A 27,000-nucleotide genomic window follows, 5' to 3' on the forward strand; every position below is an offset into this window, starting at 1 on the left:
CCACCCCGGCTCGGCTAGCCTGCCGGGGTGGATCCCCGCGACGCGCCCCGGCTGGAGCTGGTCGTCGACCCGGCCCGCCCCACCGGGCGTACGCTCCTCGCTGCCGGCGTCGAGCAGTCCTACGTGGACGTCGCCGACCCCCGGCACCTGCGCTTCGAGTACGTACGGCGGATGGCCGCCGTCGTCGACCTGGCGGCCCCGCCCGGCCGCCCGCTGGACGTGCTGCACCTCGGCGGCGGCGCGCTGACGCTGCCCCGCTACGTGGCCGCCACCCGGCCCGGCTCGCCGCAGCTGGTCGTGGAACGCGATCCGGCCGTGGTCGACCTGGTGACCCGGGAGCTGCCGGCGCCGCCCGCCGGCGTCGACGTACGGGTGGCCGACGCCCGGGACGCCCTGACCCGGCTGCCCTCGGCCGGCTACGACCTGGTGCTGGTCGACATCTACCGGGCGGCGCGGATGCCCGCCCACGTCCGCAGCGTGGAGTTCGTCGCCGAGGTGGCCCGGGCGCTGCGCCCCGACGGCGTACTCCTGGTCAACGTCACCGACCTGCCGCCGCTGGTCTTCGCCCGGGTCCACGCCGCGACCCTGCGGGCCGTCCTCGCCGACGTCTGCCTGGTCGCCGACCGCCGGATGCTGCGCGGGCGGCGGTACGGCAACGTGGTGTTCGCCGCCGCGGCGCGGCCCGGGCGACTGCCGGTGGCCCGGCTGTCCGCCCGGGTCGCGCGGGATCCGGTGCCCGGTGGCGTGCTGCACGGGCCGGCCCTGGACGCGTTCGTGGCCGGCGCCCGTCCCGCCACCGACGCGACCCTGACCGCGCGCTGAATCGCGGCCCGACCGCGCGCTCGGACAACGACTGGTCCCGGCGCGTCAGCGCGCCCGGACGGCCACCTCGGGCGAGGAGCTCTCCAGCGGAACGGCGTTGGCCGGGACCAGGCCGAGCTGCACGGCCGGACGGGGCAGTGCGGCGTCCAGCATCCAGTCGGCGCTCACGCGGGCCCGGTTGCCCGGCATCGCCAGCAGGTGGTAGCCACGGGTCACCGCCTTGGCGGGCAGCCCGGACAGCGACACCTTCAGCGGGTTCGCCGCCGCGTCCCGGCCGCCCAGGTCCACCACCCAGCCCAGGTCGTGGTGCTTGTACGGCCTGCGCCGTCCCTCCCCGTAGGAGGCGGCGATGTTGTGCGCGGCCAGTTTGCCCTGCCGCTGCGCGTGCTGCGCCGTCATGGTGCAGATCTGCCCGGGGTGGGTGAGGTCGGGCACGGCGGCGGCGTCGCCGCACGCGTACACCTCGGGGAAGCCGGGGACGGTGAGGTACTCGTCGACGACCAGGCGGCCCTTCTCGGTACGCAGGCCCAGTTCGGCGACGAACGGGTCGGGGCGTACGCCGACGCACCAGACGAGGGTGCAGGTCGGCACGTACTCGCCGTCGGTGAGGGTGACCCCGTCGGCGGTGGCCACCGCCACCGAGGTGCCCATCCGCACGTCCACGCCGCGGCGGCGCAGCACCCGGTCGGCGGTCTTCGACATCCGCTCGTCCAGCTCGGGCAGGACCCGGGGCGCGACGTCCAGCAGCATCCACTTCGGGCGGATCTTGAGTCGGGGGCGCTGGGAGACCAGTTCGTCGGTGAACAGCTGACCGTGTGCGGCGACCTCGGTTCCGGTGTAGCCGGCGCCGACGACCACGAAGGTGGCGCGCGCCCGCTGCTCGGCCGGATCCTCGGCCTGCTCGGCCAGCTCGATCTGCCGGACCACGTGGTCGTGCAGGTAGAGGGCCTCGGGCAAACCACGGAAGCCGTGCGCGTACTCGGTCACGCCGGGGATGGGCAGCAGCTTGTTGACGCTGCCGACGGCCAGCACGAGCCGGTCGTACGCGATCCGGTTGCGGTCGCCCTCCGGCTGGGTGAAGCCGACCCAGCGGTTCTGCAGGTCGACGTGGTCGGCCTCGCCGATGAGCACCCGCACCCCGGGCAGCGTTCCGGTCAGCGGCACGGAGATCCGGCGGGGTTCGACCACGCCGGCGGCAACCTCGGGCAGCAGCGGCAGGTAGAGGAAGTAGTCGGTGGAGTTCAGCAGCACGATCTCGGCCCGGCCCCGGGCCAGCCGGCTCAACGTCTTCGCCGCGTGGTAACCGGCGAACCCGGCCCCCACGATCACCACACGAGGTTTCGTCATTGCGGCCCCGTACCCGCGCCGGGGCGGGACAAACGCGGCGAGTCGGACGGCTGTCACCCGGCCAACCGGACATACCCGGCACCCCCACCGCCTCCACCTCCCCGCGTCGCCCGAACGTCCGCACCCGGCGGGATCAGTAGGGAGATGCCTACGAGACGGCGGGTGCCGGGGCGGTGATCGCCCACCGTTCGTGATCGCGCCACGCCCCGTCGATGAACAGGTAGTCCGGCGAGTAGCCCTCCAGCCGGAAACCGAGCTTGCGGGCCAGGCGGCGCGACGGCTCGTTGCCCGGCTGGATGTTCGCCTCCAGCCGGTGCAGGCCGAGCGTGTCGAACGCGTGCCGGACCACCAGACCGACCCCCGTGGAGGCGTGCCCGGTGCCGCTGTACGGCAGGAAGGCGGCGTAGCCGAGGTAGCCGCCACGCAGCGCCCCCAGGAGGATCCCGCTGATGTTCACGTAGCCGGCGATCGCCCCGGAGTCCCGGTCGCAGATCAGGTAGCCGGCGTGGTCACGGCGGCGGATCTTGCGCAGGTACGCGGCGTAGCGCGCCGGGTCGTCGGGTGCGGCGAGCCAGGGGTGGTGCAGGTCGCGGCTGCGCCGGGCCGCCGCGACGAACTCGGCCTCGTCGCCGGGACGGGGCCGACGGATGGCGGCCGGACCCGCCGTACGCAGATATCTCACGGCGAACCACTGTCGCCCCGGGCCCCGCCGTTGTCCAGCCGGTTGCGAGCGCCTCGGCTCTCACCTGCCCGCGGGCGGGTCCGCCGGGGCGCCGGCCCGCTCCAGCGTGTAGTGGATGGTCTGGGCGACGATCCAGCCCTGCTCGATGAGGAACGAGTCCGCCCCGTCGCGGACCCGTACGCCCTCGATCTGGGCCGTCCACTCCAGGAACGCCATCCGGTCCTCGACCATCCGGTTCGTGTACTCGTACCGGGCGCCGGGCAGCTCGTCCTCCAGCCACCGGGCCAGCTCGCGGACCCCCGCGTGGCCGCGGAACACTCCCCGGCGTTCCAGGACCACGCACGACGGTGACACGTTGCGCGCCAGGTCCTCGGCGAACCGGTGCTCGGCGGCCAACCGCAGGTGGTCGTCGAACACCTCCCGTGCCGATCGCGCCCGCAGTGCCTCCTCCGTCGCCCCGTCGCCGTCCGATCCGCGGGTCGCGTCGCCCTCCCCCGCCGTCACCGCGGGCTCCGGTACGGCTGCTCCGCCGGCATCGGCACCCGCAGGAAGGTGGCCCCGCGCAGGTCCAGCCAGGCGTGCTCGGGCGAGCGGACCAGCCGCAGCATCACCTCGGCGCAGTTCGGGCAGCGACCGACGAGCCCGGGCGCGTGCGTGTAGACCCGCAGGCCGGCCAACTCACCGAGGGTGCCGCAGTGCGCGCACCGCCCGGTGGCCGTGCTCAGGTCGACGGCGAACAGCTCCCGCAGCGGGCCGTCGAGCATGTTGCCGTCCAGGTACGACGGGTCGGTCATCGTCCGCTCCTCTCGACGCTCATCCGGTCGGGCCGAACCGTTCGGTCTTCACCCGCCCGCTCCGGTGGCCCAGCCCGACGAGCAGGTCCGCGACGGTCTCCACGAACCCGGTCGGGCCGCAGACGTAGCACAGCGGCTCCCGCTCCGCCGGCCAGCCGTGGCTGGCGACGTCGGCCCGCCCGATCCGGTGCGGCTCCCCGCGCCAGCCCTCCGGCGCCTCACGGGTGTACACGTACGCGACGTCCAGGCCCGGGTCGTCGCGGACCCGGCGGCGCAGTTCGTCGGCGTAGAACACGTCGGTCGGGGTGCGCACCGAGTAGAGCAGCCGGAACGGCACTTGGCTGCCGGCGGCGCGGCGGGCGCGGACCATCGCCATCAGCGGCACGACGCCCGACCCGCCCGCCACCAGCAGCACCGGCGAGGTCTCCTCCGGCCGCCAGACGAACCAGCCGCCGACCGGGCCGCGCACCTCCACCGGGTCGCCCTCGGCGTAGACGTCGATCAGGTACGGCGACACCTCACCGTCGGGTACCCGCTGCACCGTCAGCGCGACCCGGTCCCCGTCGACCGGGGCCGCCAGCGAGTACGACCGCGCCGCCTGGTAGCCGTCGGGGGCGGTCAGCCGCACGTCGACGTGCTGCCCGGGCAGGTGGCCCGGCCAGCCGGGCACCTCCAGCACCAGGGTCTGCGCGGTGGGCGTCTCCACCCGGCGCTCGCGCAACCGGGCGACCCGCCACCGCAGCGGGGCGCTCAATCGCCCTGGTACCGCTGCTCACGCCACGGGTCCCCGTAGTCGTGGTAGCCGGCGGTCTCCCAGAATCCGGGCTGGTTCTCGACGGTGAGCCGGATGCCGCGCACCCACTTGGCGGACTTCCAGAAGTACAGGTGCGGTACGAGCAGTCGGGCCGGGCCCCCGTGCTCGGCGGGCAGCGGCGCGCCGTCGAAGCGGTGCGCGACCCACGCCCGACCGCCGCGCAGGTCGGCCAGCGGCAGGTTCGTGGTGTAGCCGCCGTACGAGTGGGCCTGCGCGTACCCAGCGCCGGTGTCGATCCCCTCCAGCAGCGTGTCCAGCGAGACTCCCTGCCAGTCGGTGTCCTGCTTCGACCAGCGGGTCACGCAGTGGATGTCCACCGTCGGGGTCTCCTGGGGCAGCGCCATCAGCTCGTCCCAGCTCCACCGGAACTCGACGCCGGTCTCGGTGGAGATGACGAACTCCCAGGTCTCCAGCGGCACCTTCGGCGTCGGGCCGGCGGAGAGCACGGGAAAGTCCCGCGTCAGGTACTGCCCCGGCGGCAGGGTCGGCTCCGCGGCGCGGGGCCGACCCTGGAAGCCCGGTGACACGATTCCCACCCGTCAGTCGTAGCAGCCGGATCGGGCGGGCGGGCGCGGTCGGACGGGACCGTACCGCGACGGGTGACGCCTCAGTGCCGTTCGATCACGATCTCCTTCTCGCCCCAGCCGGCCTTGCTGGTGGCCCGCAGGCTGGTGAGGGTGACGATCACCAGGACGCCGACGATGACGCCCAGGGAGGCGAGGGTCGGGATCTCCGGCACGCCCGGCCAGATGCCGTGCGCCCAGTGCAGGCCGAGCTTGAGGCCGATGAACGCCAGGATGATCGCCAGGCCGTAGCTGAGGTGCACCAGCCGGCTGAGCGCGGCGTGCAGCACGAAGTAGAGCGCCCGCAGCCCCAGCAGGGCGAACGCGTTGGTGGCGAAGACCAGGTACGGGTCCTCGGTGATGCCGTAGACGGCAGGCACCGAGTCGACGGCGAAGACGATGTCCGTGGCCAGCAGCGCGGTCACCACGAGCGCGAACGGGGTGAGCGTGCGCCGGCCGGCGATGGGGACGACCATCTTCGGGCCGTGGTAGTCCTCGGTGACCGGCATGAACTTGCGCAGCAGCCGCACCGACCGCATCTTGCTGATGTCGACTTCCTGCTCGTGCCCGGTGAGGGCGTCACGCAGCAGCTTCGCCGCCGTGAGCAGCAGGATGATCGCGAAGATCAGGAAGGCGAAGTCCAGGGTCTGCAGGGCCGCCGCGCCGATGGCGATGAACACCGCGCGCAGCAGCAGCGCGCCGGTGATGCCGTAGAGCAGGGCCCGCTGGGCCAGCTCGGCCGGTACGGCGAACGCGGCCAGCAGCAGCATGAAGACGAACAGGTTGTCGACCGAGAGCGACTTCTCGACGAGGTAACCGGTGAGGTACTCCACACCCTGCTTCGAGCCGAAGCGGTACCAGACCCAGGCGCCGAAGGCCAGCGGCAGGGCGATGTAGAAGGCGGACCAGCCCAGCGCCTCCCGCATCGACACCTCGTGCGGCTTGCGGGTGACCAGGAAGTCCAGCACCAGCAGCAGGATCACGGCGGCGATGGTGACGCCCCACAGCGTGGGCGTGCCCACCGACTGGAGACCGGTGGCGGCAAGATACGGCAAATCGGACATGGAGCCTCCTCGAACACCCTGTCATGTTCGAGGTCTCCTTCACCCACTTTTGGTGGGCAGCCACCCGAGGCGTGTTTCGGGCACGCCGTACTGACCGGGATGGCTCGTGGGAAGTACTCCCCTCGTCGCGACAAGGTTAGGGCAGGCCCGTGGACGCGGCAAACGGGGCACACCAGATCGCTCGTCCGTCACCTCACCTGCACGTACGCGTTATCCGTCGGGCGGTACGCGGCGGGTCAGCGGGCGGTGACGGCGGCGAGCACGGCGTCCACGTCGAGGTCGACCATGCACGCCGGCGCGTCCGCGTCGAGCGGGCAGCGCGCCTCCCACCAGCAGGGCTGCTCGGTGATGGCGGTGGGACGCCGGTACGCGCACCCGGGCAGGCCCTGCAGGTCGGCGCCGCCCATCCCGTACCGCCGGGCGTCGGTGGGACCGAACAGCGCGACCGTCGCCGCGCCGGCCGCGGCGGCGAGCCGCACCGGCCCGGTGTCCGGCCCGACCACCACCCCACCGCGGCGGCCCACCGCCGCGAACTGCCCGGCGAGGGTGGGCAGGTCCGAGCGGGGTAGCGGCGCCCCGACCGGCGCCGTGGGGTCGACCGGGCCCACGGTGAGCACCGGGTGCCCGCGCCGGGTCAGGGCGCGGGCCAGCTCCCGCCAGTGCCCCTGCGGCCAGCGCTTGACCGCCATGCCCGCGTCGGTGACGAGCACCACCGGCGGGGCCGGCGGCTCGCCCACCAGCCGGGCCACCGCCCGCTCCCCTGCCCGCCGGGCCCCGTCGGCGAGGTGCACCCGGGGCCGGACGGCCCGGTCGGCCGCCCCGAGCAGCCCCTCGGCGCAGAGGATCTCCAGGTAGCGGTCGCCGACCGGCTGCTCCGGCGGCGGATCGCGCCACAGGTTCGTCACGGCCTGTCCGGCAGCGGCGGCGAGCAGGTCGGGGATGCCGTCGTAGCGGGTGGTGGTGACCGCCAGGTCGGGCCGGGTGGCCGCGAGCGCCTCGACGACGGCCTCCCGTTCGGCGCCCGGCCCGCCGTGCCGGGGCGTGCGCACCTCGGCGACCGCCGGGTCGACGCGCACCAGGTCCGCCCCGGGATCGTGGGTGAGCACCCGCAGCCGCGTGCCGGGGTTGCGGCGGGCCAGGCCGTGCACCGCCGGCAGCAGCATGATCAGGTCGCCGATCCCGCCGAGCAGGTCGACCACCAGGATGTCCGCGTACCGGTCAGGCATCCGCGCGGCCCAGGGTCCGGGCGTAGAGGTCGCGGTGCGCGGCGGCCACCCTCGGCCAGGAGTACGCGGCGGCGAAGGCGCGCCCGCGTTCGGCGAGCCGGCGGCGCAGCACCGGATCGGCGAGCAGCCGCCCGACGGTACGCGCGATCGCGGCGCTGTCCCGGCGGGCGCCGATGACCGCCACCGCGCCGCTTCGGCGCAGTTCCCCGTCGCCGTCGTCGGGCTGCGTCACGGCGGTCGGCAGGCCGTGCGCGAGCGCGGCGAGCAGGGCCCCGCTCTTCGTGCTCACCCCGGCGGTGAACGGCAGCACCGCCGCGTCGGCGGCGTGCAGCGCGGCGGAGACCCGCTCGGCGGGCAGGTGACCGGTGAACGTCACGGCGTCGGCCACCCCGCACCGGTGGGCCAGCCCGGTCAGCTCGGCGCGGAACTCCTGCGCCTCCCGCTCGGGTAGCGCCTGCGAGGTGAAGCCGCCGACCACCAGCAGCCGCAGGTCCGGGTGGTCGCGACGCAGCGCGGGCAGCGCCTCGATGAGGTACCGCACTCCCTTCACCGGGTGCACGAAGCCGAAGAAGGCCAGCAGCGGGGCCCCCTCGGGCAGGCCCAGCTCCGCCCGCAGGCCCGTCCCCGCGGTGGGCGCGCCGACGTGGTCGACGACGTTCGGGGCGATCGGGATGTGGGTGGCCGTCCGGCCGGTGCGCGCGCGGACCACCTCGCCGTGGCCGGGGTTCGTGACGATCACGGCCGCGCTGGCGGGCACGAGCCGGCCGGACTCCCGGTCCCAGCAGCGGGCCCGCTCCAGCGCCGACCAGAGCCGTCCCGGCAGCCAGCCGGGGCAGGCCCACCAGCCGTACTCGTGCAGGGTGGTGACCAGCGGCACCCGCCGGGGCAGCCGCCACGGCAGCAGTCCCGGCTGCCCCGAGAACCGGTACGCCGACGGGGCGAACTGCACGTGCACCACGTCGGGGGCCAGCTGGCGCACCCGGCGGGCGGCCCGGACGGTCGCGGCCCGCCAGCGTTCCCGGTCGCCGTCGGGGCGTACCGGCACCGGCGTCACCTCGACGCCCACGCCGTCGAGCGCCCCGACGAGGTGCGTCACGTAGTCGCTGACGCCGTCGGCGTCGGGCCGACCGGGACCGTGCAGCATCGCCACCCTGATCCGGTCGTCGGCCACGCCACCTCCCCCGTGCTCGGCGGGCGGGTTCCCGACCCCGTACGAGGCAAACGCGCCTCGCCTATGGTGTGCCGATGACCGAGGACCTTGCGGCCGGCCCGCTGGCCGGCGTACGGGTGATCGAGCTGGCCGGCATCGGCCCCGGCCCGTTCGCCGCGATGATGCTGGCCGACCTGGGCGCGGACGTGATCCGGGTGGACCGGGCCACCGACGTGGACCCGGCGGCGTTCGGCACCCCGCACCCGGACCTGCTCAACCGGGGACGCCGCTCGGTCGGGGTGGACCTGAAGTCCCCGGGCGGCCGGGAGGCGGTGCTCGCCCTGGTCACCGGCGCCGACGCGCTGATCGAAGGCTTCCGGCCGGGGGTCACCGAGCGGCTCGGTGTCGGCCCGGCGGACTGTCTCGCGGTCAATCCCCGGCTCGTCTACGGGCGGATGACCGGCTGGGGGCAGGACGGCCCGGCCGCCCCGTACGCGGGGCACGACATCGGCTACGTGGCGCTGACGGGGGCGCTGCACGGGATCGGCCGGGCCGGCGAGCGCCCGGTGCCGCCGATGAACCTGCTCGGCGACTTCGGCGGCGGCGCGATGATGCTCGCGCTCGGCCTGGTCTCCGCCCTGTACGCGGTGCGCGGCGGCGCGCGGGGCCAGGTGGTCGACGCGGCCATCGTCGACGGCGTGGCGGTGCTCAGCACCCAGATCCACGCGCTGCGCCGGCTCGGGATGTGGCAGGACGCGCGGGGGGTGAACCTGCTCGACGGGGGCGCTCCCTTCTACGACACGTACGAGTGCGCCGACGGCCGGTACCTGGCCGTCGGCGCCCTGGAGCCACGCTTCTACGAGGAACTCGTCCGGCGTACCGGCTTCCCGCTGCCCCCGGACGAGGCGCTGGACCGCACCGACCCGGCGAACTGGCCGGCGTTGCGCCGGTCGTGGGCGCGGCTGTTCCGTACCCGCGCCAGGGACGAGTGGACGGCGCTGCTCGGCTCCTCGGACGCCTGCGTGGCGCCCGTGCTGGACTGGCGGGAGGCGCCGGAGCACCCGCACCTCGCCGCGCGGGGCACCTTCGTGGAACGCGACGGGGTGACCCAGCCGGCCCCGGCGCCCCGCTTCTCGGGCACCCCGACCGCGTTGCGCCGTCCGCCGCCGCAGCCGGGCGAGCACACCGACGAGGTCCTGGTCGAGGCGGGCCTCGACCCGCAGCGCGTGGCCGCCCTGCGCGCCGCCGGCGCCGTCGCCTGAGCGCGGCGGGACCTTGTCGGCGGCGAGGGTGCCGCCCGGGGATCAGCCGCCGGGTCAGGACCGGCGCAGGGTGGCGCCCGGCGCCATCGCGGGCTCGACCATGTCCCGGTAGTCGCGCGGCAGCTGGACCACCACGTCGTCGAACTCGCCGCCGCTGATCGCCTCGCGCAGGGTGACGAAGACCGCCTGGGCGGCGTCGCGGGCGGCGGGCTCGGTCACGCCGGCCCGCACGGCGACGCGGGCGACGAACTCGGCCGCGCCGAACCGCTCCGCCGACTCGGTGCGCGGGCTCGGCTTCAACACGAGCTGCAACGGCTTGGGCAACTGGGCGGCCAGGTCCAGCACCTCCCCGCCGGTCAGGCGCTCGGCGAGGGTCTCCAGGGTCGCCCGGGTCAGCGCCACGGCCTGGTCCGAGGAGGTACGGGTGCGCTGGGCGACCTGGTCGACGAAGGTGTCGTAGTTCATCCGGTCTCCTTCGGGGTTGCGTCGGGGCCTGCGCGTACCCGCCGGCCCGGCCGGGAAACGAAGGCAATTTCCGCACCGGGCGGCGCGTGACGACCCGTGGTGCGGGTAACCGCCGCCGGTCGTGACCCGATCGATGCCCCGGAGGAGCCGACACCATGGCGAGCTACGCCGACGTGCTGCAGTACCTGTCGAGCCTGGACTACCCGGCCGGGAAGGACGACGTGGTACGCGAGGCCGAACGGGAGGGCGCCCCGCCGGACGTGCTGCGCGCGTTGCGGGCCCTGCCCCCGGTCGACTACGCCAACGGCAACGAGGTGGCCCGCTCGGCGGGCATCGAGGCGGCCCCGGAGGTCGGCCCCGCCCAACGGGCGGCACAGGCCCGGGACAAGCGGCACCAGCGGGTGTCGCAGCACCTGCGCGGCATCTGAGCCTTGCTGTTCCGGGCCACCAGCCTGCCGGGACCGCCGGACGTGCCGGGGCCGGACGGGGGCGCGCGGTCGCGGCGCGGCACGCGCACCGGGTCGCGGCGCGACAGCCGTACCGGCGGCCGGGCCGGACCGTACCGCGGCACCCGCGCCGGGCGGGACCGCACCGGTGACGGATGACGACCCGCCGGCCGGTCGGGCACAGCCCGGCCGCCATCCAGCTCACCGTGATGGGCGTGGTCGGCGTGATCGTCGGCGGGCTCACCGCGCTGACCGTCACGCCGGAGCTGGCGCCGCTGACCGGCTGGGACGCCGCCGCGCTGAGCTGGCTGGTGCTGGTCTGGCACAAGCTGTGGCCGATGGACGCGCGGCGTACGGCCCTGGTGGCCGTGCACGAGGACCCGAACCGGGCGGCGCGTGACGCGCTCCTGCTCATCGCCTGCCTGGCCAGCCTGCTGGCCGTCGGCGTCGTGGTGACCCGGACCCACGACGCGTCCGGCGCACCCGCCCGCAACGTCTACGGAGGGCTGGGCGTGCTCAGCGTCGTGTTGTCCTGGCTGGTGGTGCACACCGTGTTCGCCGCCCGCTACGCGCGGATCTACTACACGGGGCCGGACGGCGGGGTCGACTTCAACCAGGCGGATCCGCCCCGCTACTCCGACTTCGCCTATCTGGCGTTCACCGTCGGGATGACCTTCCAGGTCTCCGACACGGCACTGACCGACAACGAGATGCGCCGTACGGCGCTGCGACACGCGATGGTGTCGTACCTGTTCGGGGCGTTCATCATCGCGGTCACGGTGAACCTGCTGGCCGGCTTGGCGAGGTAGTAGCCCGGCGACGTGGTCGGCAGGGGCGGGACGCCGCGGTGCCGGACAGGCGGGGCGCCCCCGTCGCGAACCGCGACCGGGGCGCCACACAGCACCTGTCCGGTGGCTGGTCGGGCCCGAACCGGGCCGCGACCAACAGGCGGTCGATGTACGCCCGAACCGGGCGGTCATCAGCGCCGCGACCATCATACGATGAAACATCATCCGTTCGGCTGATTACGGCGGAACTGTGGGCCAGCCCACCGAACGTCAGGCGGTCAGCTCCGCGTACCGCTTCTCCAGGTCGACCCGGGCCAGCGCGCCGACCAGCCAGGCCAGGCGCTCCGACTCCCCGCTGCCGGCCAGGCCCGCCAGGTCGTCAGCGGAGCGCCCCAGCCCCAGCCGGCGGGCCGCGACGAGTGCCCGACGGTCGGCCACCGGCGCCACCTCCCGCCACAGCGCCTGGGCCTCGCGCAGGAACAGGTCGACCACCTCGGCGTCGACTCCGGGCAGCTCGGCGAGCAGCTCCCGCTCCCGGGCCGGGTCGTGGTGGGCCGCCGCGCGCAGCCGGCGCAGGTCGCCCCGGTAGCGCTCCACCACCGCGCGGGCCAGATCACCGAGGGTGTCGGCGAGCGCGTCGACGTCACCGCGTTGGCCGCTGTCGCGCAGCACGCGCACCCGGTCGGCGTGCAGGGAACGGGCCAGCCGGGCGGCGCTGTCCCAGCCCGCCGCGGGCAGGGCGTGCGCGCTGTCCACGGCGCGCCGGAAGTCACCCCGGCGGGCCAGCAGCACGGCGAGGCAGAGCACCTGGAACAGGCTCGACGGATTGTTGATCACCCGGAAGCCGTACTGCTCGGCGAAGCCTCGACCGCTGCCGGCGAGCCGGCGTACCAGGCGTTTCCTGTCCTCGACGCGGGAAGTGGCTGTGGTCGGCATGCCGGCGTCTACCCGCGCCGCGCCCGGCCACGCCTGCCGCCTCAGCCCCGCAGCCCGCCGCTGCGGTCGCGCGCCTTGAGACGGGTGGTCGGCAGCGCCGGGGCGGGCAACGGCGGGGCGGGATCGTCGGCGACGACGCCGAAGCGTCGCCCCGCCATCCAGTCCTCCCGGGCGGCGAGCACCTCCTCGTGCGAGCGGCCGACGAAGTTCCACCACATCACCAGCGGCTCCTCGAACGGGGCCCCGCCGAGCAGCAGCAGCCGGCTGCCCGGCTCGCCCGTCAGAGTCAGCCGCTCCCGGCCGGCGCCGAGGTAGAGCAGCGCCCCGGGCGCGAACGGCACCCCGTCGACCTCTGCGGTGCCGGACATGGCCAGCAGCCCGTACTCGAAGTCGGCGCGCAGTGGCAGCGTGGCCGGTGCGGGCCCGCGCAGTTCCAGCTGGGCGCCGAGCAGCGGCGTGTACGTCACGGCCGGGGACCGCTCGCCCGCCAACTCGCCGACGAGCAGGGTGACGTCCAGCTCGCCGTCGCGCCAGCGCGGCAGGTCGGCGTGGTGGGCGAAGTCGGCGGCTCCGGCGCGGGCCGGATCCGGCAGCGCCACCCAGAGCTGCACGCCGTGCATCAGCGGCGGATGCCGCTCGGGCGACCGCTCCGAGTGGGCGATGCCGTGCCCCGAGGTCATGACGTTGAGCTGCCCGGGACGGATCGGTTGGACGTTGCCCAGGCTGTCCCGGTGCATGATCTCCCCGTCGAGCAGCCACGTCACGGTCTGCAGGCCGGTGTGCGGGTGCGGCGGCACCTCCATGCCGGGCCGCTCGGCCACGTCGTCCGGGCCGAAGTGGTCCACGAAGCACCACGCGCCGACCATCCGCCGTTGCCGCTGTGGAAGCAGCCGGCGGACGGTGGTGTAGCGACCCAGCGGCACGTCGTGGCCCGGCAGCAGGACGCTGCCGGGATCGGCCGTGGCCACGCCGGGTGGTCGGGTCTCGGCGGCGGGCATCTTCTCGGTGCGCTCCACCGCCCGACTGTACGCCCGGACAGCCGCCACCGGTCCGGGCATGCCGCTGGCCGGCACCCCGGGTGGGGTACCGGCCAGCGGCATCACTCATTCACGTGCGCGGGTCAGCTGTTCCAATGCTCGGCAACCAGGTCAGCGGCCATCTGCTCCCACTGGGCGTAGTGGTCCGGGTACGCCGACACCTGCACCGTCTGCGCGGCCTTGGTCAGCGGCATGTCCTGCCATCCGTCGACCTGCTTCAGGCCCTTCAGGAACGCCGTCGTCGAGTACTCCGGGTCGGTGATCTGCTCGACCGTGCCCCACCCGCTGGACGGGCGCTGCTGGAACAGGCCCTGCGAGTCGTGGTCGTTGCGGTCACCCAGGTGACCCAGGTTCTCCAGCTTCGACTCCTGCAACGCGGTCGCGATCGACACCACGGCCGCACGCTCGTCCATACCGGCCTTCTTCGTCGCCGCGATGATCGCCTTCACATTGGCCACCTGCTCGTCGGACAGGTCGACCCGCGACTGCGCGCCCTGCACACCATGCGGCACCAACTTGCCCTTGTCGACCGACGGCTTGTCAGCCTGCACCGCCACCGGCACCGACTCCACCACCGGCGCGGCATGCGCGGCAGCCGGACCGGCGAACACGCCACCGGCAAACGCCAGACCCGCAACACCAAGAACGCTCTTACGCAGAATCGTGTTCATCACAGATGCTCCATTCGGGGGTTGGCACCCACGCACCGAGGGGGATCGGCTACACGCGGGTGCAAGCACCGTCAGGCGCCCAACGAACTTCGAAAGGGGAAAACTCCAGCAAGAGACTGGAGGAAGATCAGATCGGTCACGCCAGCCTGCGGAAACCGGGCTGTCTCGCGGGGCAGGGGGATGCCCTCACGTCGACCGCGACCATGTGTAACCACGACCGGCCCGCCACCATTCCCCGGGATCCCCGCCCGCCGGCTCAAAGCGAGGCGGTGTGGCCTCGTTCCCTTCGGGCGGATGGCCCCTCCCCGCACGGAGCGGGTTGGCCTCGGTCGTACGCATGGTGTAACGACCCCGCCCCGGCCACGATTCCACCCCCACGATGCGGCCGGTCACACCCCCGAACCGGACACCCCCCGCCTTTCCGACCCCCGACGACCACATACCGCCAAGCCTCATCCGGACATCCACTCACAAACCCGACACTCGACGCGGGCGGTTGCGGGGTGAGCCGGCGGGATCCTGGTACGAAACGGCCCTCGCGGGGGCGCTTTCCTACCAAGATCCCGCCCGGGAGGACGCGCAGGCGGCGGGTGGCGCCCCGCACCGGGTTCAGCGGGACAGGTCGCGGTGCGGGGCCTGCGCGTCGGAGTGGGCACTGCGGTAGATCGTGCCCCGCCCCGTCGGATCCGGCGCCGACGGCAGCGAGGCGGGGTCGACGGGCGGAACGGGGTCGACGGCCTCCGCCACGCCCCGCCGCGCCCGGATGATCCGGGAGACCACGAACCAGCCGGCGGCCGCCACGCAGGCGACGATGACCACCTTCTGCAACACGCCGGCGTAGCCCTCGACCAGGTGCCAGTTGTCGCCGAGCAGGTAGCCGGCCATCACGAAGGTGGTGTTCCAGATCAGGCTGCCGAGCGTCGTGTAGACCGCGAAGGTCAGCACGGGCATCCGCTCCACGCCGGCCGGGATGGAGATCAGGCTGCGGAAGATCGGAATCATCCGGCCGAAGAAGACGGCCTTCACCCCGTGCCGCAGGAACCACTCCTCGGTGCGGTCCACGTCGCTGAGCTTGACCAGCGGCAGCCGCTGCGCGATCGCCCGGATCCGCTCCCGGCCCAGCACGGCGCCGATCCAGTACAGCGCGAGGGCGCCGAGCAGCGAGCCGAGGGTGGTCCAGAAGATCGCGCTCACCACGCTCATCCGGCCCTGACCCGCGACGAAGCCGGCCAGCGGCAGGATCACCTCGCTGGGAATCGGCGGGAAGAGGTTCTCCAGAGCGACGGCCAGACCCGCGCCGGGGCCGCCGAGCCGCTCGACCAGTCCGATGACGAAGCCGACCAGTCCGTCCTCGGGCGGCGCGGCCTCCGCGGTGTCGGTGCCGGAGGCGAGCAGGGCGTGCGCGGTACGAATCATGACCCACACGCTACGAACCGTTCCTGAGAATCCGCCACGGGGCCGCCCCCTCCGCTCGACGGACGCTCCACAGTGGCGGCGCGGAGGGACGGCTCAACCGGGTCGCGCCGCTGCCGCAGCTGGGCCGCAGCCGTGCGTGGGGGCGTACGCGCAGGTGGTGCGCGGCGGTCGGGTGGGCTCGCCGGTCGAGGTCGGCTGAGCGGCTCAGTCGTCGTCCTCGTCGTCGTCGGGCAGCCCCGCGACGACCCGGTCGAGCAGGTCGTCGAGGCGTTGCGCCGTGTCGGGCGGGATCTGCCCCTCGTCGGCGGCCTTGGCGAGGCGCTCGCGCAGCTGTTCGACCCGCTTGGCCCGGTCCTTCTGCTTGCCCCGGGCCAGGTCGGCGAGCTTGTCCCGCAGCCCCTCGACCGTCTTGCGGTCGATCTCGCCGCGGGCCTGCGCCCAGGCGAGCAGCGCGGCGAACTCGGCGACGAACTGTGGCAGGGCGACCGGGTCGGGCCGCGCGGTCACCGGCGGCGGGGCGGAGGCGCTGGTCGGCGCTGGTGCCGGCTCGGTGGTGGTGGGCGCGTCGATGACGGGGGCCGCCGCCGGCGGCGGGCTTCCGTCGTCGGCGAGGACGAACACTCCGACGAGCCCGACGAGCAGCGCGACGCCGACGGCGACCAGGGCGGTGAGGGGCCGGTCGCGCGTCGTCCTCGTGCTTGCAGCCGGGCCGGGTCGGGCCGTACGGGCGGTCACCGGATGACGCCCGCCGGCCGGGGCGGGGTACGGCACCCCGGCGCGGCCGGTGGTCGGCCCCGGAGCCGGCGCCGACAGGGAGCGGTCGATCAGCGTGGGCGGATGCGCCGGCGGGGCGGGCGCGGCGGCGGGCAGGTGCGACGTGGCGGTCGGCGCGACGGCCGTGGGCGGGCCGGCCGGGGCACCGGCGCCGAGGCGGGTGGCGAGCGCGGCGGCGCTCGGCCGGTGCGCCGGGTCGGTGGCGAGGCAGGCCAGCGTCAGCTCGGCGATGTCGGCCGGCAGCCCCAGGACGCGCGGGGGCGACACCGGTCGGTGTCCGGCGTGCACCTCCAGCGCGTCCTCCCAGGTCTGCACGGGCAGCGGAGCCCGACCGGTGAGGGTGCGGTAGAGCAGCGCCCCGAGGGCGTAGACGTCGCTGGCCGGGTTGGGCGGCCCGGGCCGCATCCGCTCCGGGGCGAAGTAGGCGGGGGTACCCATCAGCAGTTCGCCGGTCTGTCCGGCGCGCGGGTGGAGCGGTCCGGCGAGTGCGGCGATGCCGAAGTCGAGCACCTTGGCGCCGGTCTCGGTGAGCATGACGTTGCCGGGCTTGACGTCGCGGTGCACGACGCCGATGCGGTGGGCGGCGGCGAGCGCGCCGGCGACCTGGGCGGCCATCCGCACCGCCTCCGGCCAGGGCAGCGGGCCGGAGGCGAGCCGGTCGGCGAGGTTGCGCCCCTGCACCAACTCCATCACCAGGTACGGCACGACCATGCCGCCGTCGAGGGTCGCCTCGCCGTAGTCGTACACCTGGGTGACGTGCGGGTGGGTGAGCCGCGCGGCGGCGCGGGCCTCGCGCTGGATGGTGGCCCGCAGCTGCGGGTCGGTGGCGAACTCCCGGGTCAGGGCCTTGACGGCGACGGGTCGGTGCAGCACCTCGTCGTCGGCGCGCCACACCTCGGACATCCCGCCGAGACCGATGCGCTCGCGCAGGACGTACCGGTCGTGCAACCGCAGGGTGGGCGAGAACGGCGACATAGCCGTTCAGTCTGCCCTGCCGGGGCCGGTCGCCACCAGCGCGGTGCCCGCCCGGGTGCCGGTCGTCCGGTCCGGGCGGGCCACGGCCTGCGCTCAGGAGCAGCGCGGCGTGCTGGCGACGGGCGGCGGCTGGATGCGGTCGGCGAGCCGGCGCAGGGCGCCGGCGGTGGCCAGTCGGGTGGGCGCGAGTCGCGCGACGCGGGGCCGCTCCGGGCACACGGGGGCGTCCGGCCGGGCGGAGTTGACGTGTCGGTTCACCGCGTCGACGGCGAGGATGAAGCCGGTGGGCTGTTCCATGGTCAGCTCCCTGGGACGGGTCCGGTGGAGGACCGGACGACGAGTGTGGTGGGCAGCAGGACGTGCGTCGCCGCCGGATCGGCGGGCGGGTCGAGCAGGAGCCGGGCGGCGATGCGTCCCTTCTCCTCGGCGGGTTGCCGCACGGTGGTGAGGCCCGCGGTGGCGGCCTCGGCGATGTCGTCGAAGCCGGTGACCGAGACGGGTGGCCGGCCGCCGCCGGCGAGCGCGTCGAGCACGCCGAGGGCCAGCACGTCCGCGCAGGCCAGCACCGCCGTGGGCGGTTCGGGGGCGGCGAGGGTCGCGGCGACGGCGGCCGTTCCGGCCGACCGGCTGTTGGCGGTGGCGGCGAGCACGGTCAGCTCGGACCAGGCGACGCCGACCTCGGCGAAGGCGTCGGCGAACCCGGCGAGGCGCGCCCGGGTGGTCGGGTGGGCCACGTCGGCCACGTCGGCGAGGCGGACCTCGCCCGGTGCCACGCCGGGCCGCACGGCGTCGCCGAGCAGGGCGACCCGCCGGTGCCCGAGCCCCGCGACGTGCGCGGCGACGGACCGGGCGGCGGCCCGCTCGTCGATGCCGACGTAGCGCTCGTCGGGGCCGGCGTCGTCGCGGGGAGCGGTGGTGACGACGGGCAGGCCGCGCTCGCGGAGCACGTCGACCACCCAGCCCTCGTCGCCGACGCAGTAGACGCAGAAGCCGTCGACGGCGGCGTTCTCCACCGCCCGCCGCGCGGCAGCCTCGTCGGCCGGCAGCGGAACGAGCAGCAGGCTGGTGCCGTGTCGCTCGGCCGCCTCGGCGACGCCGGCCAGGAAGCGGACCGCGAAGGGGTCGGTGAAGGCGTACGACAGCTGCGACTCGAAGAGCACCCCGACGGCGCCGACGTAGCCGCGTCGCAGCGACCGGGCGGTGGGGTTCGGGCCGGGGTAGCCGAGCTGCCGGGCGGCGTCCAGGATCCGCTGGCGCAGGGCGGCGGAGAGCTGGTCGGGGCGGCTGTAGGCGTTGGAGACGGTGCTGCGGGACACGCCGACGGCGTCGGCGACGGCTTGCAGGGTCGGCTTCACCGCGCTCCTCTGTATCGATTCAGACTGGATCGATACAGAGATTAGGCGAGCGGGGGTGCCGCCGTCAACGCCGTAGGCGGGAGGGTGGGGTGGCGGACGAGCGCGGGGCCACACAGAGCCGGCCCGGACCGCAGCGGTCCGGGCCGGCGAAGGGCGTGGGCGGTCAGGGCTTGCGGGCCACCGCCCCGTACATGCTGACCTCGGCCACCGACGGGCGGGGCTGCGGGGCGTCCTCGGCACGCCAGTCGGCGACGGAGGTGACGCCGGGCTCCACCAGCTCCAGCCCCTCGAAGAACCGGCTGAACTCGGCCTTGGTACGCAGGTTGATCAGGCCGTGCGGCCCGTCGGCCCGGGCAGCCACCGCCTTCGCCTCCTGCGCCACGTGTCGGGGCAGGTAGTCGTCGGTGGCGTGCGACGCCGCCAGGTAGCTGCCGGACGGCAGCGCGTCGAGCAGCCGCCTGACCACCGCGTACGGGTCGTCGTCGTCGCTGACGAAGTGCAGGATCGCGACCAGCATCAGGGCCACCGGCCGGGACGGGTCGATGGTGCGCAGCAGGTCGGGGTGGTGCAGGATGCGCTCCGGGTCGCGCAGATCGGCGTCGATGTAGGCGGTGGCGCCCTCGGGCGCGCTGGTCAGCAGCGCCCGGGCGTGCGCGAGCACGATCGGGTCGTTGTCGACGTAGACCACCCGCGACTCGGGGGCGATCGCCTGGGCCACCTCGTGGGTGTTGTCGGCGGTCGGGATGCCGGTGCCGATGTCGAGGAACTGGCGGATGCCGGCGTCCCGCGCGAGGTGCCGCACGGCCCGCTGGAGGAAGCGGCGGTTCTCCAGGGCGGCGGTGCGGATGGTCGGGAAGGACGCGGCCATCCGGTCGCCGGAGTCCCGGTCGGCCTGGAAGTTGTCCTTGCCACCGAGCCAGTAGTTGTAGCGGCGCGCGGGGTGGGCCACCGCGGTGTCGATGCGGTCGCTGGGGTGGGCGGGGCCGGTCGTCGCACCCGGGGCATCGGTGGTCAAGGCAGCCTCCACGACTCTGCGCCACCCGCGACCGGGGGCGTCCGTCCACTGTCGCCGGTCGGCGACCATGGTAGCCGCCGCGCGAGTCGGGCGAGACCCCGCCGTGGTCACCCCGGGTAGAGGTCGTCCAGGATCCCGCCCAGGATCTCGGGCGTACGCTCCGGCGGCTCGGCCTCGACGCAGAGTCGCTCCATCGCCACCGCGTAGTAGTCGAGATCGTCGCGCTTGTCGAGGTAGAGCGCGCTGGTGAGCTGTTCGATGTAGACGATGTCGGGCAGTTCCTGGTCGCCGAAGCGCAGGATGGTGAAGGCCCCGCCCGCGGCGGCGTGCCCCCCGGCGGCGAACGGGATGACCTGGAGCCGGATGTTCGGCGACTTGGTCGCCTCGATGAGCGCGGTCACCTGGTCCCGCATGACCCGTGGGCCGCCGATCGGCCGGCGTAGCGCGGCCTCGTCCACGACCGCCCAGAGCTGTGGCGGGCGCTCGCGGTGCAGCAGCCGCTGACGCTGCATGCGCAGCGCGACCCGGCGCTCGATCTCCGTGGGCGCGGCCCGCCCGTGCCCGAGCAGCACGACCGCCCGGGCGTACTCCCGGGTCTGGAGCAGGCCGGGGACGAACTGGACCTCGTAGCTGCGGATCAGCACGGCGGCCGCCTCCAGCCCGAGGTACGACTGGAACCAGCCGGGCAACACGTCGCCGTAGCGGTGCCACCAGCCCGGGCTGTTCGCGTCGCGGGCCAGTTTGAGCAGCGCCTCCCGCTCCGCGGAGGCGGTGACGCCGTAGAGGGTGAGCAGGTCCGCGACGTCGCGCTCCTTGAAGCCGACCCGGCCCAGCTCCATCCGGCTGATCTTCGATTCGGAGGCGCGGATCTCCCACCCGGCGCCCTCCCGGGTCACCCCGCTCGATTCGCGCAACCGGCGCAGTTGGGCGCCGAGCAACATGCGCAGCACCGTCGGGCCGGTCCCCCCACCACCGCCCTCGGCGGGACCCATCGTCACAGCCGACCTCCACATGCCGGTTCATGCCGACCAGGCGCCCCCCGCGTGGCCGACGTGTAAGCATGCCATGAACTGTGAGTGAGGCGAACTCCTTCGGTGCGCGAAATCTGTCCCGCGTACGGGACCCGTCAGGCGATGAGGTCGTCGAAGTCGCCGTCGCGGGCGCCGAGCACGAAGGCGGCGATCTCGTCCACTGTGTAGATCAGCGCCGGCCCCTCGGGATGCCGGGAGTTGCGCAGGGCTATGCCGGCACCCCCGGGCAGTTCGGCCAGCTCGACGCAGTTGCCGCTGGGGTTGCTCCGGCGACTCTTCTGCCAGCGGAGCGGGGGCAACTGGCTGGTGGGAACGCCGTTCGGAGGCTGCTGCATGGGCGTCTTTCTCTCGCGAGCCCCCCGCGACGCCGGGCAGCGGTGGCTCGCGAGTGGCGCACGGCATCGACGAAGGGCTTCCTGCACGTGCATCTGCTATTGCATCTGCATCGGACAGCGAGCATGATAACGCACGTGGACGGTACCCATCCGTTCACTCAGAGTCACCGACCGTGGGTTTGTCGCCCACGGTCCGACGAGACCTGGCGCGGGCGCGGACCGTCGCGTCGGGGCCGCAGACATTCGTGGTGATGGGAGGTCTCGTGCCGGATCCGTTGACCATCGCGTCCGGCATCTGTGCCGCCGGGGCACTCGTCACCTCCTGGCAGCTGCGGCGCCGCGCGATCCAGGCCGAGGTCGAGATCCGGCACCTACAGGCGGAACTCGCCGCCGAGCGGCACGCCGCCAGCCACGACCCCCTCACCGGCCTGCCCAACCGCCGCGCGTTCTACCGCCTGGCCGCCACGCTGCTCACCGACGCGGCGGGGCAGCCGCTGATCGCCGTGGTGCTCGATCTCGACGACTTCAAGCAGATCAACGACCGCTACGGGCACGCCGCCGGCGACCAGGTGCTGATCAGCGTCGCCCAACGGCTCGCCGCCTTCGCCGGGGACAACCTGGTCGCCCGCCTCGGCGGCGACGAGTTCGCCGGGCTGCTGGCCAGCCCGACGATCGACCGGCGGTGGATCGAACACGCCACCCGGCGGCTCTGCGAGAGCCTCGCCGCGCCCATTCCGCTGGGCGGGCTCAGCGTCCAGGTGACCGCCTCGGTCGGGCTCGCCCCCGTCACCGGGCCGGCGCAGCTCACCGAGGCGCTCGACCGGGCCGACGCCGCCATGTACCGGGCCAAGAGCCTCGGGGCGGCCCGCGCGCCCCGGCAGCTCGTCGACACCGCCCGCCTGGCGGAGTGCTGAGCGGGCCAGCCCTTCCTGCCCGGTCGGCGGCCGGACGCGAGGCGTTTCGACGTGTCTCGCCGCGGTTGAGGGGTATGCCGGGAGGACCAGCCCCGTACCGGCCGAGAGGGGAAGCACCGTGGCGAGCATCCGGGCCCTGGTCCTCAACTGCACCCTGAAGCGGTCCCCCACCCCGTCGAGCGCCGAGGTGCTCGGGCACGAGGTGCTCGACGCGCTCGCCGACCAGGGCGTGCCGGGTGAGCTGATCCGGGTCGTCGACCACGACGTGCGCTTCGGGGTCTCCACCGACGAGGGCGACGGCGACGGCTGGCCGGCCATCCGGTCCAAGCTGATGGCCGCGCAGATCCTCGTCATCGCCACGCCGATCTGGCTGGGTCAGCCGTCGGCCGTGTGCAAGATGGTCCTCGAACGGCTCGACGCCGAACTTTCCGAGACCGACGCCGAGGGCCGGCTGCTCACCTACGGCAAGGTGGCCGGGGTCGCGGTCGTCGGCAACGAGGACGGCGCGCACCACACGATCGGCGAGGTGCAGCAGGCACTCAACGAGGTCGGCTTCACCTGCCCTGCGGCGGGTGCCACCTACTGGGTCGGCGAGGCACTGCACAAGGTCGACTACCTCGACGCCCGACCCAAGCCCGACACCACGGGGCGCACCACGAAGGCGCTGGCGCTCAACAGCGCGCACCTCGCCCGGCTGCTGGCCGAGCAGCCGTACCCACCGCCGGAGACCCGCGACGCCGGGATCGGCCCGAGCCGCGAGCCGGGCTGACGGTCAGCGCCAGCCGTAGCCGGCGCGCAGGGCCTGCCCGACCCGGTCGAAACGCGCCCGGTCCAGCACCGCGCCCTCCCGGCGGATGCTGTCCTCCCGCATGGTCAGCACGCGGTCCAGCCGTACCCAGCTCGGCCGGTTGTCCCGGTCCCACTCGCCCGGACCGAGCCCGAGCCAGTGCCGCTGCCCGTCGCGCTCACTCTGGCTGGACAGCATCAGCCCGAACAGGGTCCGGCTGTGCCGGCCCACCACCAGAACGGGGCGGTCCTTGCCCTGCCGCGGGTCGTCCTCGTACGGCACCCAGGTCCAGACGATCTCGCCGGGGTCGGCGTGCCCGTCGAGCTCCGGGGCGTACGACAGCTGCCGGCGCTGCAACGCGGCCACCTGGCGGGGCCGGGCGGGCTGCGCCGTGCCGGGCCGGGGTCGCGGTGCCGGGATCACACTGCCGATGCGCGCCGCCACGCTCCTGAGAAGTCCTGCCACGACCGGCAGCCTATCCCCCACCGCAGGCCCCGGCCCTGGCGGGACGAACCGGCGGACCGGAGGGCCGGGACGGAACAATCCGGTGGACCGGGCCGGGACGGGTCGTCAGGATCGGCGCCATGCCCGTTCCCCTCCACCAGGTCCGCGCCCGGCACACCGCCGACACCGTGACCGTCTACCAGGCGTACCCGCCGGAGATCGCCCACCCGGCGCTGGCCGCCGGCCGCTTCGTGCCACCGTTCAAGCGGGAGCGGATGACCTGGATCAAGCCGTCGTTCCGCTGGATGATGTACCGCTGCGGGTGGGCCGCGAAGCCCGGGCAGGAGCGGGTGCTGGCCGTCGAGATCACCCGCGCCGGCTTCGAGTGGGCGCTGGCCAACTCGTGCCCGAGCAGCTTCGACCGCGACCTGCACCCCGACCGGGAAACCTGGTCGCGGCGGCTGCGGGCCAGCCCCGTACGGGTGCAGTGGGACCCGGAACGGTCCCTGCGCCTGGCTCCGCTGCCGCACCGGTCCCTCCAGGTCGGGCTCTCCGGCGAGGCGGTGCGGCGCTACGTCGACGAGTGGCTGGTCGGCCTGACCGACGTGACCCCGACCGCCCACGCGGTGCGCGCGGCGCTCGACGCCGGGGACGACGCCGCCGCCGAGGCGCTGCTGCCGCCGGAGCGCCCGTACCCGCTGCCGCCCGACGTGGCCGCCGTGATCGGCGCGACCGTGCGCCCGTGAACCGGCGCGACGACGCGAACGCCGGGCGCGGCGTACCCCCTGACCGTGCTTGACTGAGGCGACGGTGCCGGCACGAACGGAGGTGGTGACGGAATGGCCTTCCCGACCCGGGCGCGGGCACTGACCGCGCAGCCGGGCCTCACCGGAACGCGCGCCCGCTCCCCGCGACGCGGCGCGGTCGCGGCGGCCGTCGCCCTGATCCTGCTCGCCGGCGCGACCGGTTGCACCGGGAGCACGCCCGTGGCACCCCGGCAGACCGACGCCACCGCCGCCGCGGAGCCGTCGCCCACGCCGGCCGCACCGGCGGTCGAGGTCCGCGACGACCTGGCGGGCCTGTTCCGGCAGGCCGGCCTGCGGGGCACCTTCGTCATGTACGACGTCACGGCCGGACGCGTCGTCATGGTCGACCGGGAGCGGGCCGAGCGGCGGTTCATCCCCGCCTCGACGTTCAAGATCCCGCACAGCCTGATCGCGCTCGAGACCGGCGTGGTGCGCGACGAGCGGGAGAAGGTCCCGTACGGTGGCGGGCCGCAGCGCGTCGCCGCGTGGGAGCGGGACATGGGGCTGCGCGACGCGGTCCGCGTCTCCAACGTGCCCGTCTTTCAGGAGCTGGCCCGCCGCATCGGGCCGGACCGCGAACGGGAGTGGCTGCACCGGCTCGGCTACGGCAACGGCCAGGTCGGATCGGTCGTGGACCGGTTCTGGCTGGCCGGGCCGCTGAAAATCTCGGCCGACGAGCAGGCGCGGTGGCTGGCCCGGCTGGCCCGTGGCGAGCTGCCGGCCGACCGGGGACACCAGGCCACCGTCCGGGACATCCTGCGCCTGGAGCGCACCGCCGCGTACGCCCTGCACGGCAAGACCGGCCAGACGGACGCCACCGACCCGGGCACCGGATGGTGGGTCGGCTGGGTCGAGCGCGGCGACCGGCTGTACTGCTTCGCGCTGAACGTGGACATCCGCGCCGACGGCGACGCCGCCAAGCGCCTGCCGCTGGGCCGGCAGCTGCTGCACCGCCTCGGCGCCCTGCCCGCGCCCTGACCGCGCCCCGGCCGAGCGCCGCAGGGCGCGTGCCCTGGCCCGGCCACGGCTCGCGCCCCGAACGCCTGGCGCGCGTGCCGACGCGCGTGCTTCGGCCCGGCCACGGCTGGCGAGGGGCCACGAACGACGCAGCGGATAACCGGTTGCCGCACGCCGACGGTTTCGGAATCGTGTCGGCCATGACGTTCTGACGGCCAGCACCCCATCGCCACAGGCGCGGCACCGACCGGCGCCGTGGCGCCGTCCGTCCATTCCCCTCTGCGCGAGAAGCGAGCGTCCTTGTCTCCTCACCGTTCCCTGCCGCAGTCCACCCCGGCGACCGTCGCCGTGTTCGCCTCCCCCACGAGCTGGATCGAGTCCGACGCCCTGACGCAGTGCCAGCAGGTGGCCGCCCTCGACGGCATGGTCCACGTCGCCGCCATGCCGGACCTGCACCCGGGCAAGGGCGCCCCCATCGGCGCCGCCATGGCGTCCACCGTGCTGTACCCGTTCCTGGTGGGTTCCGACATCGGCTGCGGCATCGCCGTGTTCCCGATCAGACTCAAGCGCGCCGTGCCGGAGCGGCTCGCCGCCCGGTTCCCCGACCTCGACCGGCCGCTGCACCCCGAGCGGGACGCCGACGATCCCGCGTGGGCCGTCGTGGCCGGTGACATCCCCGGCGGTCACACCGAGGGACTCGGGACCGTCGGTCGGGGCAACCACTTCGTCGAGCTGGCGCGCGTCGGGACCGTCTACGAGCCGGGCCACGCGGGCCGCCTCGGGCTCGCCGCGGGCGACCTCGTGCTCGTCGTGCACTCCGGCTCGCGAGGGTTGGGCGAGCGGATCCTGCGCACGCACACCGAGGCCCACGGCGCGGGCCCCGCACCGGATCCCGGCGCCTACCTGGCGGCGCACGACGACGCCGTACGGTGGGGATCGCTCAACCGGCGGCTGCTCGCCGCCCGGGTCGCCCACGCCCTGGGGGCCGAGCCCACCGGGCCCGTCGTCGACCAGTGCCACAACCTGGTGGAGGTCCGCGACGGGGTCTACCTGCACCGCAAGGGGGCGGCGCCGGGCGACGGCCGCGACGTGCTCGTCGCCGGCACCCGGGGCACCCTCTCCTACCTGGTGGCCGCCCACGCCGGCCCGGACGCCAACCACTCCGTGGCGCACGGCGCGGGCCGCAAGATGTCCCGCGCCGACGCCCTGCGCCGCAGCCGCGCCAAGCACACCGTCGAGGAGCTGCGGCGTACCCCGGTGGGGTCGCTGGTGGTGTGCGGCGACCGGCAGTTGCTCTTCGAGGAGGCACCCACCGCCTACAAGCGCATCGAGCGGGTCATCGGCGACCTCGTCGACCACGGCCTGGCCACCCCCGTGGCCACCACGGTTCCCCTGGTCACCTACAAGACGCCCGACGTCGGGTCCACCGCCCGGCCCGAGCGCCGGGACGAGCGCCGCGGCCGGGGGCGGTCGTGACCCTGCACCTGCTCATGTCCGCCGGGCGCGGCCCGCAGGAGTGCGCGTGGGCGCTGGCCCGGCTGCTGCGCCGCCTGGAGGCCGACGCCGCCCGGCGGGGCCTGACGACCCAGCGCGTCCAGACCGTGCCCGGCGACCGGCCCGGCACCCACCGGTCGGCCCTGATCCGGATCTCCGGCACCGACGCCGAGGCGTTCGCCGCCTCGTGGACCGGCACCCTGTGCTGGCAGGCCCCCAGCCCCTACCGGGCCGGCACCGGCCGCAAGAACTGGTACGTCGTCGCCCGGCCGTGCCAGCTCGACGGCCCGGCCACCACGTTCGCGGAGGCGGACGTCGACATCGTGGCCTGCCGCACCGGCGGCCCGGGCGGCCAGCACCGGAACAAGGCGAGCACGGCGGTACGGGCGACCCACCGCCCCTCCGGCCTCGTCGTCGTGGTCGACACCGAACGGCAGTTCAGCCTCAACCGCCGCCTCGCCCTCGAACTGCTGCGGCAGCGCATCGCGGACGGCGACGAGGCCGCCGGGCGCGCCGTCGTCACCGCCCGCTGGCGCATCCACGACGAACTCGTCCGCGGCGACCCGATCCGCGTGGAGCGTCCGTAGCCGTCGGCGCGGAAGGCGTCCCGCCCGCGGCTCCGGAACGTCA

At 74.6% G+C, this 27,000-nt stretch carries 31 protein-coding genes; 10 read left to right on the top strand and 21 right to left on the bottom strand.

The window, feature by feature from the left end; translation table 11 throughout:
- The first annotated feature begins 27 nt into the window (after window positions 1–27).
- Window positions 28–822 (top strand): spermidine synthase, encoded by a 795-nt coding sequence (locus tag ACGFIG_RS16490; RefSeq protein ID WP_393003585.1) that lies wholly within the window; start codon window positions 28–30, stop codon window positions 820–822.
- A 45-nt stretch (window positions 823–867) separates the two neighbouring features.
- On the opposite strand, the gene ACGFIG_RS16495 is transcribed toward ACGFIG_RS16490, so the two are convergent.
- The 9 genes from ACGFIG_RS16495 to ACGFIG_RS16535 form a co-directional block, all read right to left on the bottom strand.
- Complete coding sequence (locus ACGFIG_RS16495) at window positions 868–2,169, bottom strand: NAD(P)/FAD-dependent oxidoreductase (RefSeq protein WP_393003587.1); 1,302 nt, start codon at window positions 2,167–2,169, stop codon at window positions 868–870.
- Window positions 2,170–2,317: 148 nt separating this feature from the next.
- A complete protein-coding gene (locus ACGFIG_RS16500) occupies window positions 2,318–2,851 on the bottom strand; it encodes a GNAT family N-acetyltransferase (RefSeq protein ID WP_393003589.1) in 534 nt (177 codons plus the stop codon).
- 60 nt (window positions 2,852–2,911) lie between these two features.
- The gene (locus ACGFIG_RS16505; protein WP_393003591.1) at window positions 2,912–3,355 is read right to left on the bottom strand and encodes a hypothetical protein; all 444 of its coding nucleotides are present in this window, start codon (window positions 3,353–3,355) and stop codon (window positions 2,912–2,914) included.
- Window positions 3,352–3,645, bottom strand: coding sequence for a DUF6510 family protein (locus tag ACGFIG_RS16510; RefSeq protein ID WP_393003593.1), 294 nt, complete (start codon window positions 3,643–3,645; stop codon window positions 3,352–3,354). Before ACGFIG_RS16510 ends, ACGFIG_RS16505 begins: the two co-directional genes overlap by 4 nt.
- 19 nt (window positions 3,646–3,664) lie before the next feature.
- Entirely contained in the window at window positions 3,665–4,399 is a 735-nt protein-coding gene (locus ACGFIG_RS16515) for a ferredoxin reductase (protein WP_393003595.1), read from the bottom strand.
- Entirely contained in the window at window positions 4,396–4,986 is a 591-nt protein-coding gene (locus ACGFIG_RS16520; RefSeq protein ID WP_393003796.1) for a sulfite oxidase-like oxidoreductase, read from the bottom strand. The genes ACGFIG_RS16515 and ACGFIG_RS16520 overlap by 4 nt, the downstream gene beginning before the upstream one ends.
- Window positions 4,987–5,066: 80 nt before the next feature.
- Entirely contained in the window at window positions 5,067–6,086 is a 1,020-nt protein-coding gene (locus ACGFIG_RS16525) for a TerC/Alx family metal homeostasis membrane protein (RefSeq protein WP_393003597.1), read from the bottom strand.
- A 236-nt stretch (window positions 6,087–6,322) separates the two neighbouring features.
- Window positions 6,323–7,312: a glycosyltransferase family 9 protein gene (locus ACGFIG_RS16530; RefSeq protein WP_393003599.1), complete on the bottom strand. Its 990-nt coding sequence runs from the start codon at window positions 7,310–7,312 to the stop codon at window positions 6,323–6,325.
- Window positions 7,305–8,483, bottom strand: a complete 1,179-nt coding sequence (locus tag ACGFIG_RS16535; protein WP_393003601.1) for a glycosyltransferase family 4 protein — start codon at window positions 8,481–8,483, stop codon at window positions 7,305–7,307. The genes ACGFIG_RS16530 and ACGFIG_RS16535 overlap by 8 nt, the downstream gene beginning before the upstream one ends.
- A gap of 74 nt (window positions 8,484–8,557) precedes the next feature.
- Between ACGFIG_RS16535 and ACGFIG_RS16540 the strand changes: the two genes are divergently transcribed.
- Window positions 8,558–9,724, top strand: coding sequence for a CaiB/BaiF CoA transferase family protein (locus ACGFIG_RS16540; RefSeq protein ID WP_393003603.1), 1,167 nt, complete (start codon window positions 8,558–8,560; stop codon window positions 9,722–9,724).
- A gap of 54 nt (window positions 9,725–9,778) precedes the next feature.
- Here the strand turns inward: ACGFIG_RS16540 and ACGFIG_RS16545 are convergent, their stop codons facing one another.
- Window positions 9,779–10,189 carry a DUF2267 domain-containing protein gene (locus tag ACGFIG_RS16545; RefSeq protein ID WP_393003605.1) on the bottom strand — a complete coding sequence of 137 codons (411 nt, stop codon included), beginning with the start codon at window positions 10,187–10,189 and terminating at the stop codon, window positions 9,779–9,781.
- A gap of 155 nt (window positions 10,190–10,344) precedes the next feature.
- Here ACGFIG_RS16545 and ACGFIG_RS16550 point away from each other — a divergent pair, with 155 nt between their 5' ends.
- Window positions 10,345–10,617 carry a DUF2795 domain-containing protein gene (locus ACGFIG_RS16550; protein ID WP_089000708.1) on the top strand — a complete coding sequence of 91 codons (273 nt, stop codon included), beginning with the start codon at window positions 10,345–10,347 and terminating at the stop codon, window positions 10,615–10,617.
- Window positions 10,618–10,790: 173 nt separating this feature from the next.
- Entirely contained in the window at window positions 10,791–11,444 is a 654-nt protein-coding gene (locus ACGFIG_RS16555) for a DUF1345 domain-containing protein (RefSeq protein WP_393003607.1), read from the top strand.
- A 249-nt stretch (window positions 11,445–11,693) separates the two neighbouring features.
- Here the strand turns inward: ACGFIG_RS16555 and ACGFIG_RS16560 are convergent, their stop codons facing one another.
- The 10 genes from ACGFIG_RS16560 to ACGFIG_RS16605 form a co-directional block, all read right to left on the bottom strand.
- Window positions 11,694–12,359 carry a hypothetical protein gene (locus tag ACGFIG_RS16560; protein WP_393003609.1) on the bottom strand — a complete coding sequence of 222 codons (666 nt, stop codon included), beginning with the start codon at window positions 12,357–12,359 and terminating at the stop codon, window positions 11,694–11,696.
- A gap of 41 nt (window positions 12,360–12,400) precedes the next feature.
- Window positions 12,401–13,375: a pirin family protein gene (locus tag ACGFIG_RS16565; protein WP_393003610.1), complete on the bottom strand. Its 975-nt coding sequence runs from the start codon at window positions 13,373–13,375 to the stop codon at window positions 12,401–12,403.
- Between the two features lie 104 nt (window positions 13,376–13,479).
- Window positions 13,480–14,067 carry a hypothetical protein gene (locus tag ACGFIG_RS16570; protein WP_393003612.1) on the bottom strand — a complete coding sequence of 196 codons (588 nt, stop codon included), beginning with the start codon at window positions 14,065–14,067 and terminating at the stop codon, window positions 13,480–13,482.
- 609 nt (window positions 14,068–14,676) lie between these two features.
- Window positions 14,677–15,483, bottom strand: a complete 807-nt coding sequence (locus ACGFIG_RS16575; RefSeq protein ID WP_393003614.1) for a DedA family protein — start codon at window positions 15,481–15,483, stop codon at window positions 14,677–14,679.
- A 204-nt stretch (window positions 15,484–15,687) separates the two neighbouring features.
- Window positions 15,688–17,232 (bottom strand): protein kinase, encoded by a 1,545-nt coding sequence (locus ACGFIG_RS16580; protein WP_393003616.1) that lies wholly within the window; start codon window positions 17,230–17,232, stop codon window positions 15,688–15,690.
- A gap of 93 nt (window positions 17,233–17,325) precedes the next feature.
- Window positions 17,326–17,529, bottom strand: a complete 204-nt coding sequence (locus ACGFIG_RS16585) for a hypothetical protein (protein WP_393003618.1) — start codon at window positions 17,527–17,529, stop codon at window positions 17,326–17,328.
- Window positions 17,530–17,531: 2 nt separating this feature from the next.
- Entirely contained in the window at window positions 17,532–18,587 is a 1,056-nt protein-coding gene (locus ACGFIG_RS16590; RefSeq protein ID WP_393003620.1) for a LacI family DNA-binding transcriptional regulator, read from the bottom strand.
- A 163-nt stretch (window positions 18,588–18,750) separates the two neighbouring features.
- Window positions 18,751–19,602 carry an SAM-dependent methyltransferase gene (locus tag ACGFIG_RS16595; RefSeq protein ID WP_393003622.1) on the bottom strand — a complete coding sequence of 284 codons (852 nt, stop codon included), beginning with the start codon at window positions 19,600–19,602 and terminating at the stop codon, window positions 18,751–18,753.
- 107 nt (window positions 19,603–19,709) lie between these two features.
- Entirely contained in the window at window positions 19,710–20,543 is an 834-nt protein-coding gene (locus tag ACGFIG_RS16600; protein ID WP_393003798.1) for a helix-turn-helix domain-containing protein, read from the bottom strand.
- A 185-nt stretch (window positions 20,544–20,728) separates the two neighbouring features.
- Window positions 20,729–20,968, bottom strand: a complete 240-nt coding sequence (locus ACGFIG_RS16605) for a DUF397 domain-containing protein (protein ID WP_393003624.1) — start codon at window positions 20,966–20,968, stop codon at window positions 20,729–20,731.
- 263 nt (window positions 20,969–21,231) lie between these two features.
- Between ACGFIG_RS16605 and ACGFIG_RS16610 the strand changes: the two genes are divergently transcribed.
- Both ACGFIG_RS16610 and ACGFIG_RS16615 read left to right on the top strand, forming a co-directional pair.
- Window positions 21,232–21,882 (top strand): GGDEF domain-containing protein, encoded by a 651-nt coding sequence (locus ACGFIG_RS16610; protein WP_393003626.1) that lies wholly within the window; start codon window positions 21,232–21,234, stop codon window positions 21,880–21,882.
- 118 nt (window positions 21,883–22,000) lie between these two features.
- Window positions 22,001–22,651, top strand: coding sequence for a flavodoxin family protein (locus tag ACGFIG_RS16615; RefSeq protein ID WP_393003628.1), 651 nt, complete (start codon window positions 22,001–22,003; stop codon window positions 22,649–22,651).
- Between the two features lie 3 nt (window positions 22,652–22,654).
- Here ACGFIG_RS16615 and ACGFIG_RS16620 read toward each other — a convergent pair whose 3' ends face one another.
- The gene (locus ACGFIG_RS16620) at window positions 22,655–23,134 is read right to left on the bottom strand and encodes a type II toxin-antitoxin system PemK/MazF family toxin (RefSeq protein WP_393003630.1); all 480 of its coding nucleotides are present in this window, start codon (window positions 23,132–23,134) and stop codon (window positions 22,655–22,657) included.
- A gap of 119 nt (window positions 23,135–23,253) precedes the next feature.
- Between ACGFIG_RS16620 and ACGFIG_RS16625 the strand changes: the two genes are divergently transcribed.
- The 4 genes from ACGFIG_RS16625 to prfH all read left to right on the top strand — a co-directional run bounded on the left by ACGFIG_RS16625 (window position 23,254) and on the right by prfH (window position 26,957).
- Window positions 23,254–23,859 (top strand): DUF4291 domain-containing protein, encoded by a 606-nt coding sequence (locus ACGFIG_RS16625; protein WP_393003632.1) that lies wholly within the window; start codon window positions 23,254–23,256, stop codon window positions 23,857–23,859.
- 93 nt (window positions 23,860–23,952) lie between these two features.
- Window positions 23,953–24,897 (top strand): class D beta-lactamase, encoded by a 945-nt coding sequence (blaOXA, locus tag ACGFIG_RS16630; RefSeq protein WP_393003634.1) that lies wholly within the window; start codon window positions 23,953–23,955, stop codon window positions 24,895–24,897.
- Window positions 24,898–25,176: 279 nt separating this feature from the next.
- Window positions 25,177–26,352: an RNA ligase RtcB family protein gene (locus tag ACGFIG_RS16635; RefSeq protein WP_393003636.1), complete on the top strand. Its 1,176-nt coding sequence runs from the start codon at window positions 25,177–25,179 to the stop codon at window positions 26,350–26,352.
- Window positions 26,349–26,957 carry a peptide chain release factor H gene (prfH, locus tag ACGFIG_RS16640; protein ID WP_393003638.1) on the top strand — a complete coding sequence of 203 codons (609 nt, stop codon included), beginning with the start codon at window positions 26,349–26,351 and terminating at the stop codon, window positions 26,955–26,957. Before ACGFIG_RS16635 ends, prfH begins: the two co-directional genes overlap by 4 nt.
- Window positions 26,958–27,000: the final 43 nt, after the last annotated feature.

It is taken from the genome of Micromonospora sp. NPDC049048 (assembly GCF_043197615.1).
GTDB lineage: Bacteria > Actinomycetota > Actinomycetes > Mycobacteriales > Micromonosporaceae > Micromonospora.